The organism is Bacteroidota bacterium, from assembly GCA_018698135.1.
Lineage (GTDB): Bacteria > Bacteroidota > Bacteroidia > CAILMK01 > JAAYUY01 > JABINZ01.
This window is the reverse complement of sequence record JABINZ010000020.1, coordinates 1-10672: the sequence shown is the minus strand read 5'-3', so window position 1 is coordinate 10672 and position 10672 is coordinate 1. Positions and strand designations below refer to the sequence as shown.

Below are 10672 nucleotides of genomic sequence, written 5' to 3'. Positions count from 1 at the left end.
TTACCATTGGCAAAAGCTGGCGTACAATCGGATTTAATACCAATAGCTGGTTCTGAAATCAATTCAAAAGTTCTGGAAGCCTTAAAAATATGCATAATGCCTTTTCGATCGAGCATATAGACTTTTCCTTCGACCAATACTGGTGAGGAATAGAATCCATTGTCAAATTCTTGTTCCCAAAGCAGCTCCCCTGTTTTCGAATCATAACAAACAACAACTCCATAGGCTGTTGGAATAATTACAAAATCTTGATAGGCGATTGGACTGGGAACTTCCGATAGATATTCATTGTCTTCCCAAAGCTTAGCTTGTGTTTTTACATCAATTGCAACCAAAGAAGCGTATTCGTTCATGGCGAAAACGATTCCATTTCCATAAGCAACAGAGGGCCCTACTTCGCCAGACAAGCAGTTTACCTTCCAAAGTTCTTTTCCGGTGATAGCATCATACGAAGCAACAAATGGATCGGAGCTTAAAATAATTTCATATCTATTTCCCGTATTGACAAGAACTGGTGAAGCCCATGATATTTTTACGGGTCTTTCAGTTGTCCAGATCAAATCCCCGCTTTCTCCTGAAAGTGCAATTAGTTTCGAATTTTTTCGCTGGTCATACTGAATTATCAATTTATCCTCATGCATAATTAGTGAAGATGAATGCCCGTAATGATTGACTGGTAAACCAAGGTTTTTTGCCCAGACTTGCTTGCCATCCATATCTACTGCTATGATATCTCCATTTCCAAAAATAGCGTAAATATGTGTTCCATCAGTTGTTGGCGAAGGAGCAGCCAGACCAGTGTCATCAGTTGTTTCAGGAGATTTTGGGGTGCCTTGTATTTTTTCAGCTTTGGCTGTCCAAATTATTTTTCCAGAATTGATGTCTATGCCATAAAGCTCTCGTGTGCTCTCGTTTGCACCAGTTATAAATACTTTATCACCCCAAACAATAGGTGAGCTATACCCATGCAAAGGAATCTTCAATTTCCATTTAATGTTTTGACTTGTTGGACCATCCCATTGGGTAGGAACATTCTTTTGATATGCAATTCCATTTCCTCCTGGGCCTCGGAAAGAAGCAAAATTATTCTTGATTTCAGACCAGCCAGCTGCTTTGTATTTTTTATCTTGAATTTCGATATCAGTTGTAGTAGAATCAACCAAAGTAGAGTCAATGATCTCTTCTTCAACAGCTTTAGTTTCTTGATTCTGAGATTCAATAGTTTCTTCTTCAACTATATTTTTATCTACAAGAGCCGTTTGAGCAAATTTGTTTTCTAACTCAGAATGCGTTAAAAATGCTGCTATCAATGCAGCAACAACTAATGCAATTCCTCCGATTGAAATCCAAAGCCTTGATTTTTTTTGATTTAGGAATATGCTTTCTGGTTTTTGATCAGAAACATAAGGCTCTTTTTTCTTATTCAAACTAATAAATTGCAAGGAGATGATGACCAAGGCAATTCCGATGAGCAATATATAGCCACCAGTTCTTACTTGCCAAGTATTGGTGAAATACGCTTTACGACTCACATAATCAAAAGTTCTAATCTCTTCTCGAAGTGCTTCATCTTCTGGATTTTCATTTAACCGTTCAATAAGGGCATTCAAAGTATTTTGTTCTATCGGATCTACCTTTTGCATTTGCAGGTAGTTGGCAATGAGGAGAGTGCAAATGATGAATGAAAATGCTCCAGCTATATAAGCAATTGAGAGCCAGGGTTGCTGGTTGCTGGTTGCTGGTTTCTCGTTTCTAGTCTCTTGTATCATTGCTTATGCTTTTATAATTTCTCCGTGCAGCTTTGTGTAATAGCTATACCACAGAGGTACACAGAGGTTTGCACAAAGTATCCCAGAGTTTATTATTTTCAAATTCATCATTTCGTTTCCTCTTTTGGCACTGGACAATAATCCATGCAACGTGCACAACTAAAGCAAGTGGCATTATCTGGTTCATAATCGGTTCGATGCTTATTAATTGATAAACCTGCTAATGTTAATGCGATTACCAATCCAATGAATGCCCCTAATATCCATGCTCCAATATAAAATTGATGTAATATATCTGCAGCCTCGATGTACAATTCATCCTCTGATTTCCCCAAACCTTTGTATTCAGTATATTCCAAACTAGGCTCAATACCTTGACTTTCATCAAATGTCAAAACTTCATTTGCCAAATCAACTGTTGGATGAACTTTGGCTAAGTTTTCTGAAAATCGTGATCCTACCCAACCTCCAGCTAATGTCAATAATGGTATCAAAACAATCAAAATAATAAATCTACGGGTAGCTATTTGCCTGTCTTCTCGTTTCTTTTCTACTGTAGGTTCATTGATGGCTCCAAAAGGACATGAGTTCTCACATAATTTACATTGAATACATGTTGAAGGAGTAATTTTCATATGTTTCCATGAAACTCGACTAACCAGATTCAATAAAACTCCATAAGGACAGAAAAAGCGACAATAGGGTCGAGCAATAAAAACGCCTGCAATTAAAAATGCTCCTCCTAAAACAAACATGCTGAATTTTGCATCCAGTCTATATATGCCTATAAAAGGATCGTATCTACAAATTATAAAATCGGTGGCTGTAGCTGCATATAAAATGGCAAATCCTAAATAAAGGAATGGGATTAAACCTAAAGTTGTTTGCAACCACGAACTTAATTTTTGTGGTTTTAGAGCAACAATATCCTGAATGGCTCCTAAAGGACAAACGCCTGCACAAAATGTTCTTCCAAAAAACAAGGTATAGATGAGTGGAATAACAAAAAAGGCAATAACCGTATACGGAATTTTATAATCGGAATTAAAAAGTGCTAGAGCAATATTTTGTACCGAACCAACTGAACATACACAGCCTTCACGAATAAAGCCGAAATATATTATGGAGAAAATACTCATCAGTAAAACACCATTTCTTGATCTTTTCTTGAGTACAAGCCATGTGACTATTGATAAACTAGCAATCAGAATAGCAACATCAAGGAACTCAAAAAACTGGGCTCTGGGTGCTGGTGTTAGGGTAGGAGGTTGTTGATGTCCATATTCAAATTCAGGCTTTGGAAAACGCTGAACTGCTTGTGCAGCTGCATATTCTGCAAATGTTATCAAAGAAATCAATATGCTAATTACTTTGGTTTTCATTAGCCTTTCTCATTTTCATTTTGAACACCCATAAATTTATAAGGCTGGTTTGCAGGAACTCTTTCCCATGCTTCTGCAGGGCAAACACGTGCTATGGCACAAACATTACAGTTATCGCACAAGCCTTGATGAACTTGTAGTTGAAGTGAACCATTTCCGAATGCAACACAACCAGCTACACATTTTCCACAACCAATACAGAGATCTTCATCAATATGATATTCGAAAAATGGATCTTCAATAAATTTTCTTTTTATGGCAGATGTTGGGCAAAGCTGGTTTTCTGCTCCAGTGCTTAGGTGTTTTGTTTCGGGTCTGAAATAGCCCCCACATAAATCGCAATAGCCACACATGGCATACACATGGAAACATTTGACAGCTGATGGTGTTTTGACACATGCAGTTGCGCATCGTCCGCATTGGGTACACTTTTCAGGATCAAGTTGCCAAACCATTTCCTGTTTGCTACTTTTGGTTAGTGCAGTTATTCCAATTGCTCCAATACCAATCCCAACAGTATATCGAAGCCCTTTATTGATAAAGTCTCTACGATTTACTCTTTTATTTTTGGAATCGGTCATTTATTTCTTTTGTTTAGCTGTTTGTTCGTATTTGTAAAGGGCTGCTTCTGGTAAAATACAGTTGTCAATTTTTTTACAATTTCGACAAACAAATTCATAGGAACAATGGGTGTTTTGGTTCTTTTTATTTCGAATGAGAAATACAGAACTCATGGTAGCAAGTCCTGCTAGGAGACCTCCTCTTGTAATGTTATTTATGAATTTTCGTCTGTTCATATCTTTTAGTTACACGAAGATTCGCGAAGAAATCACGAAGCTCCACGAAGAATTATCTAATATATCTCTTAAGTCCTTGTTTTAACATTTTAACATTAAAGTTTATGAGTAAACCAGTTTTCTTCTCAGCAAACTTCATATATGTTAATATTTGTGCTTCATGAACATCTGTTAATGACTCGACTGATTTAATTTCAATAATAAGAGTATTATCAACAAGAATATCAATTCGATATCCTTTATCAAGTTTAATATCTTTATAAACAATTGGAACTGCTTTTTGTCTTATTATTTCTAATCCTACCGTTTCCAATTCATAGGATAAACATTCCTCATAAGCAGACTCAAGGAGTCCAGGTCCTAAATGCCTGTGAACCTCAATGGCTTTTCCAATTACAATATTCGAAAGTTTATCAAACTCCATTTATTATTTTTTTCTTCGTGAATCTTCATTTTCTTCGTGCACCTTCGTGTTCCCTTTTTTTAAACGAAGTTTTCTAGAAGAAACACGAAGTTCTTTTTTAATGTTTGTCATACGCTCTTACTTCTACTTTTTTAGGATCTAACACTATTATTCGATCTTTGGAATCAACTGCTAAATCAATTCCTTTTGTTCCTTCTTCAAAACTTTCGGGTCCTGCAACAAGGCATTTAAAATCTCCTGATGGAAGATGGATTTTTACTCGTTCCAAGCCTTTTTCACTGGTTACAAACGATCCATCGGATAGTAAGGCCATATGTGTTGGATTGCAACATCCACTAAAACCTTCAATGGTCATCGAAGTTCGTTTCCAACTTGAAATCAGCTCTCCATCAAATTCATAAGCTTCAAAAGAATGCCTGCCAGGGTTAACAACCCAAAGTTCACCATCTCGTCCCAGTGCTAAATCGAAAAATGGACTAGGAATCACAAAACCTGGAATTCCTTTTAGACTATCTTTTGCTCCAATTTCATTTAGAAGTTCTCCCATCATATTATAATGGAGCACAATTTTGTTTCCAGCGTCTGCAACAAAAACATCTGTTTCGTTAACAGTAATACTTGTAAAAATAACTTTGTCGTTTGGCGTTTCCCAAATACCATATAAAATGCCCATTGTATCCCAAACTTCAATATGATCGTTCATTGCCAAATACATTTTACCATCTTGACTAATGCTCATGGCTGAAACATCTTTTTTAACATCAATACTTTCTAAAAGGTTGCCATTTGCTTTATAAATTAAAACCTTAGCATTTCCACCAACATAAATTCTATCGTTTTGATCGGTGGCAACTGCAAATAATTTATCCAGTTCAGGTGTTATTGTAAGAACTTCTTTATAACATAGTTGAGAAGAATCAGTTTCTTTCAAATCTCTTAAATCATACGCATATGGGTTCTCCTGATTCTTGTCTTTCTTGAAGAAGTCTTTGGTCATAAAGAAAATAGCTGCTAAGATGACCAGAACGGAGAATAATATTAATAAACGCTGTTTCATAGGATTGAAGTTTTAAGATTGTATAGTTGCCCATTCACGCCCCCTAATTCCCGAAAGGGGAACTCCCAATTACTTAATATTTCAATTTTACAATTTCTCAATTTTCTAATTTAATGTTCAAACATACCATCGATTTAGAATCTCGTAGTAAGAGATAACCATCTGCAAAAGCGAGAGGTCCCCAAGCATCGTGCCCTTCAAGAATTTTAGCTCTATCTAAAAGAGTAAATCCTTTGGTAGATAATTTGGCTATTAAAAGAGTTCCATCATCATTCAAAATAAAAAATTTTCCATCAGCAATGGCATATGGACCAAGTCCAAAACGTTCGGTTTTGCCACTTGCCCATTTTATTGTTTGACAATCATCTTGATTATAACACACAAATTGGTTTCGGTTCTGGCCTGCATCTTTTGGCAAAACTCCAAAAACATGATCCTGATAAAAAATAGGAGTTTGCTGTTCTGAAGCCAATCCATCCTTTGGTTTAAAATGTTGTATTATTTTGATTTCATTTATTTTAGTTACCTCAAATAACATTGATCCTGCACCATATCCAGCAGTAATAAATATACGATTGTTATCCAGTAGGATTGGGGAAGGAGCAACAACAGAAGGAGCAAATTCCTTGGTTTTCCATTGTGTTTTACCCAAACTTTCTTCTTCAGCTGAAATACCAACTATTCCACCTACAGCTGCATAAACAAACATCTTTTTTCCATGAATTGTCATGGTCATAATGGAAGAATGTGACATTTGCCAATTGTCAGGATTCTCAGTTTTCCAGATTATTTCACCTGTTTCGCATGAAACTCCAATCATTAAGTTTTTGCCTCCTGGAGCAAGAATGGCAACATCATTTTCGATAAGTGGACATTGACCTGTGTACCAATAAGGAATTTCTGTTTCGTAATCTTTGACCAAATCAATTCCCCATAAAAAATCGCCATTTTGTGAGTTTGAACACATAACATGACCCCGAGGACCAATGGTTACAACATATTTGTCGGTAACTGCTGGGATTGTTCGTGACATTCCATGATTTCGCTTTACATGCACATTATAGGAACGCTTCCAGAGCTCTTGGCCGGTTTCCAAACCAAAACATCTTAGTTCATCTTGTTTGGTTTCTTCATTGTAATCCAGAATGTAGACTTTTCCATTGTATATGGCAGGAGCAGCATGACCTTCACCTAAATCTACTTTCCATAGAATTTCAGGCTTGCCTTCAAAACTATTAATGAGTTTAATATTTTCAGTATTGATGTTGTCTCTGTTTGGACCTCTGAATGCATCCCACCTGCCTGTTAATTTGCTTTCCTCTTGAGCAAATTCAACAAACTCTTTTCCTATTTCAATATTTTCATTGATAAGAGAATCGAGATTAATCCTCTCATCCATTCCCGGATCGCTTTTAACTATATTTTTTGATGGATTGTACATGAACCAAAATGCCAATGCACCTATTCCAAGTAGGCTAAGTATTAGAATTATATAGGTTCTTAGTTGCATAGTTTTGGTTGCTAGTTACTCATTTTTGGTTTCTCGTTTACTAGGACACGGGCAACCAACGGCAAGCAACTAGAAGCTATTTTTTATATCATACACCATCAAAGCATCTTCATGTCTTACATAAAGAACACCATCCTTAATGACTAAATGTGACCAATGTGGTCCACTGCCTAAAGGTACTTCAAATGAACTTATTATTTTAAATTCTTTTGGATCAGCTTTAACCAATGCAATGTTTCCTGTTTTTTCTTCATAACAATACAACATGCCTTCGGCTGAAATAATAGATACTTTGCTAAACCATTCTTGATCATACATGACCTTGCCAGTTTTCCAATCTAAACAAAGCCAGTTTCCATTTTTATTTCCCTTCCAGTTAGCTCCATAAATGTAGTCTCCAATTCGAACAACTCCACCATGATGCACATCCAAATTTTCATCAGACCAGGCAAGTTTTACAAATTTTCCATTTTTTGCAATTTCAAGCATAACTCCTTTATGGTCGTATCCAGCAGTTATGTAAATAAATCCATCGTGGTAAACAGGACTCACAGCTTGAATATTCCATCCTTTTGCATTTGAGAATGATCCAAAGTCAAATTTCCAGAGAATTTCACCATTTTCAGGGTTAAATGCAAATGCATAATTTTCGGTTACATTAGCTATTTGATACTTATCATTGTGTTTATACAAGATTGGCGATACATAAGCAGGCTTATCTTTAAGACTTTCTGATTTCCAAATTAATTCACCTGTCAGCTTATCTAATGCAATTGTTGTAGTTAGGTCACCACCGGGAGTATAAAAGACTTTGTTATCTAAAACAATTAAGGATTCAGAAATTCCCCATTTGCCATATGTGCCTTTATATAATTCAGAAGCTTTTACCTGCCAAATAAAGGATCCATCAATTGCATTGATACATGCTAAATCACCCATTCCACTTGATACATATAATCTGTTTCCATCAACAGTAGGAGTACAACGGCTATGGTCAAAAGTAGCATCCCATGCTCTTCCATAAACTGCTTCCCACAATAAATTTCCATAGAGATCATATGCTAAAACAACATCAGAATTTTCTACTATACCCGTGAAATAAATCATTTTATTGGCTACTGCTACTGAAGAATAGCCTTTAGGTAAGTTTTCTGCAGACCAAAGCATTGTTGGTCCATTGTCAGGCCATTCTGTTAAAAGGTTTATCTCATTATAAACTCCAGTTCGATTTGGACCTCTCCATTCGCTGAAGTCTTGAGCCTGAATTGTAAGTGTCAGGATAGAAATGAATATGATTAATAAGTGTTTCATATTGTCAATTTTGAATTAAGAATAATAGAACATTTGAACAATCGAATTTTGAACAGACTATTTTGCTGCGATATCATAAACCATTAAATAGCTGCCATGTCGAACATATAACTTTTTATTATGAATGACTAAATGTGACCAATGCCATTTTTCTCCAAAAGGAACTTCAAATTTGCTAATGATATTGAATTTGTCTTCTTGCACTTCTACAAGGGCTATTTCACCTGATTCTGAATACCAATACATTAAACCATCAGCATAAATAACATTTCCTTTTTTGCTGATTTCAGTCGAATTGAATAGCTCTTTTCCAGATTCCCAGTCGATACATGACCAGTTTTTATTGGCATCACCAGCACCACAAATTCTACCCTCTGTAAAAATAAATCCTCCAAGCTTGCTGTCAAGAGTTGTATTCCTCCATACTTCTTTTATGAAATCACCATTTGGAGCTAGTTCTATTTTTACTCCTCCAGCAGCTGTTCCTGTTACACAGTAGAGATAACCTTCATGATAAAATGGTGTATTGGCATGTGTAACGTATTTGTTCAGGAATTCATGTTTCCATATTAATTCACCATTTATAGGATTGATACATAAAATGTGTTTTTCTGTATGAGTAACAAATATTTTAGCTTCAGGAAGTTGGATGAGTGCAGGAGAACAATAAGCACTTTTCTCTCCAGTTCCTGTGCATTTCCATAGAATAATACCTGTATCCTTATGTAAGGCAATAACGCTTGCATCCAGAGCCCCAATGGTTACAAATACCTTATCTTCATCGACTACCAAATTTTCAGTAATACCGAATTTGATATTTTGTGCTCCAAACTTTTCAATCAGGTCTTCTTGCCAAAGTATATCGCCAGTGTTGCCATCAAAACAATAGATTACTCCATAACCACTTAATTGATAAACTTTTCCTTCATAAATTGTTGGTGTTGACCTTACACCATCCCAGTTTTCAAGCCATTCTTTTCCATAAACAGTTTTCCAGATTTCTTTTCCGGAATGATCAAAAGCAATGATAAAACCATCTGTTTCGTTTGTTCCTGCAGTATATACTATTTCTTCCGTGACAGCTGCAGATGCATGTCCGGCTCCAAGTAAATCGTACTGCCATAATAATTCAGGTCCATTCTCAGGCCATTGTTTTAGCAAACCAGATTCATTGTAAATTCCATCTCTGTTATCTCCTCTCCACTGGGCGTTGGATTGTGCCGATAGCTGTATTGTTAGTAAAATAGCTAATAATGTAAATGTTGTTTTAAACATATTATTGTTTTATGGGTATTTAATTGATTGATTTCTTATACTTATAACCTACAAGTTTATCGAAAAAAAGCAGATATTCAAAGTATTGAATGTGATACTATGAAATTCATAGTTGTTCTAATTAGTCTTAAGAAATGGGATGGAATTTTAATAAGAAAAGAATTGTAATAACTCAGTTTGTTATCTGATTCGCAGGCGTTTTCTTATTCACTGAATTGTACTGTTTATTTTTAAAAAAAATGGACAATTATCAATTGTCTGATATAGAAGTTGTTCAAAGTCGAATGTTGATAAAACACCAATGATACCAAAATAAAGATTAATATCATTGGTGTAAAAAAATATATGTTAAGTAAAGGTATAATAAAAAAGAGATCTGTCCAAGACTGAACTTTGGAAATTCACAGGACAATTGCCGAGTAAATTGTTGTCAAGTAGTAGAAGCTATATTATTTAGGTTAAAAACCGGATGTCAGTGGAGAGAGTTGCCCATGAAACAATTTTTTAGGAAAAAATATAAATGGAACAGTGTTTACTATCATTATCAAAAATGGTGTAAGAATGGAAGTTGGGATGCTGTTTGGCAAATGGTATTAAACAAATACAAGCATTTATTAGACATGTCAAGTATTCAACTGGATGGCACTCACACCCCAGCAAAGCGAGGAGGAGAAGCCGTAGGTTACCAAGGGAGAAAGAAAAGCAAGACGAGCAACATGTTGATCATAACAGATAGCTGCGGCATTCCTTTGGCATGTAGCGACCCTATTTCAGGTAATCATAACGATGCATTTGAATTAGAAAAAACCGTAGCCAGAATGGTAGAGGATATCCAAAAAGCAGACATAAGAACAGAAGGGCTGTTTTTAAATGCGGATTCAGGCTTTGACACAGAAGGCTTTCGCAGTTATTGTGGTGAAAACGAAATTGTTGGAAACATTGACCATAATAAAAGAAACAACAGCGAAAGAGATTACCTTTTTGATGACTTATTATACAAAAGTAGGTTTGTTATAGAAAGGACAAATGCTTGGTTGGATGCTTACAAGGCAATTCTGGTACGTTTTGAAACAAACAAAACTCATTGGAAAGCATTGCATCTATTGGCTTTTACAGTAATTTTATTGCGTCAACTTTGAACAACTTC

General features: G+C 35.7%; 10 protein-coding genes. 1 reads left to right on the top strand and 9 read right to left on the bottom strand.

All coding sequences use genetic code 11. From position 1 onward, the window contains the following. From HOG71_01540 to HOG71_01500, 9 genes are all read right to left on the bottom strand, one after another. Positions 1–1769 (bottom strand): PQQ-like beta-propeller repeat protein (locus tag HOG71_01540; protein ID MBT5989511.1); only part of this gene is annotated, 1769 nt, incomplete at its 3' end. Positions 1770–1876: 107 nt separating this feature from the next. Beyond that, complete coding sequence (locus HOG71_01535) at positions 1877–3151, bottom strand: 4Fe-4S binding protein (protein ID MBT5989510.1); 1275 nt, start codon at positions 3149–3151, stop codon at positions 1877–1879. Then, complete coding sequence (locus HOG71_01530) at positions 3151–3732, bottom strand: 4Fe-4S binding protein (protein MBT5989509.1); 582 nt, start codon at positions 3730–3732, stop codon at positions 3151–3153. Before HOG71_01530 ends, HOG71_01535 begins: the two co-directional genes overlap by 1 nt. Next, a complete protein-coding gene (locus HOG71_01525; protein ID MBT5989508.1) occupies positions 3733–3948 on the bottom strand; it encodes a hypothetical protein in 216 nt (71 codons plus the stop codon). A 52-nt stretch (positions 3949–4000) separates the two neighbouring features. Next, a complete protein-coding gene (locus HOG71_01520; GenBank protein ID MBT5989507.1) occupies positions 4001–4372 on the bottom strand; it encodes a GxxExxY protein in 372 nt (123 codons plus the stop codon). A 97-nt stretch (positions 4373–4469) separates the two neighbouring features. Then, complete coding sequence (locus tag HOG71_01515) at positions 4470–5429, bottom strand: hypothetical protein (GenBank protein MBT5989506.1); 960 nt, start codon at positions 5427–5429, stop codon at positions 4470–4472. A 97-nt stretch (positions 5430–5526) separates the two neighbouring features. Then, on the bottom strand, positions 5527–6939 hold the full coding sequence (locus HOG71_01510; protein ID MBT5989505.1) for a PQQ-binding-like beta-propeller repeat protein: 1413 nt from the start codon (positions 6937–6939) through the stop codon (positions 5527–5529). 69 nt (positions 6940–7008) lie between these two features. Beyond that, entirely contained in the window at positions 7009–8250 is a 1242-nt protein-coding gene (locus tag HOG71_01505) for a PQQ-like beta-propeller repeat protein (GenBank protein MBT5989504.1), read from the bottom strand. A 57-nt stretch (positions 8251–8307) separates the two neighbouring features. Then, positions 8308–9525 (bottom strand): PQQ-binding-like beta-propeller repeat protein, encoded by a 1218-nt coding sequence (locus tag HOG71_01500; protein MBT5989503.1) that lies wholly within the window; start codon positions 9523–9525, stop codon positions 8308–8310. A 374-nt stretch (positions 9526–9899) separates the two neighbouring features. Here HOG71_01500 and HOG71_01495 point away from each other — a divergent pair, with 374 nt between their 5' ends. Continuing rightward, a complete protein-coding gene (locus HOG71_01495; GenBank protein ID MBT5989502.1) occupies positions 9900–10664 on the top strand; it encodes an IS5 family transposase in 765 nt (254 codons plus the stop codon). Positions 10665–10672: the final 8 nt, after the last annotated feature.

Bases quoted from the DNA above. Each gene is read 5' to 3' on its own strand.
- HOG71_01520 (MBT5989507.1), bottom strand. From the start codon at position 4,372: ATGGAGTTTGATAAACTTTCGAATATTGTAATTGGAAAAGCCATTGAG.
- HOG71_01530 (MBT5989509.1), bottom strand. From the start codon at position 3,732: ATGACCGATTCCAAAAATAAAAGAGTAAATCGTAGAGACTTTATCAAT.
- HOG71_01500 (MBT5989503.1), bottom strand. From the start codon at position 9,525: ATGTTTAAAACAACATTTACATTATTAGCTATTTTACTAACAATACAG.
- HOG71_01515 (MBT5989506.1), bottom strand. From the start codon at position 5,429: ATGAAACAGCGTTTATTAATATTATTCTCCGTTCTGGTCATCTTAGCA.
- HOG71_01510 (MBT5989505.1), bottom strand. From the start codon at position 6,939: ATGCAACTAAGAACCTATATAATTCTAATACTTAGCCTACTTGGAATA.
- HOG71_01505 (MBT5989504.1), bottom strand. From the start codon at position 8,250: ATGAAACACTTATTAATCATATTCATTTCTATCCTGACACTTACAATT.
- HOG71_01535 (MBT5989510.1), bottom strand. From the start codon at position 3,151: ATGAAAACCAAAGTAATTAGCATATTGATTTCTTTGATAACATTTGCA.
- HOG71_01525 (MBT5989508.1), bottom strand. From the start codon at position 3,948: ATGAACAGACGAAAATTCATAAATAACATTACAAGAGGAGGTCTCCTA.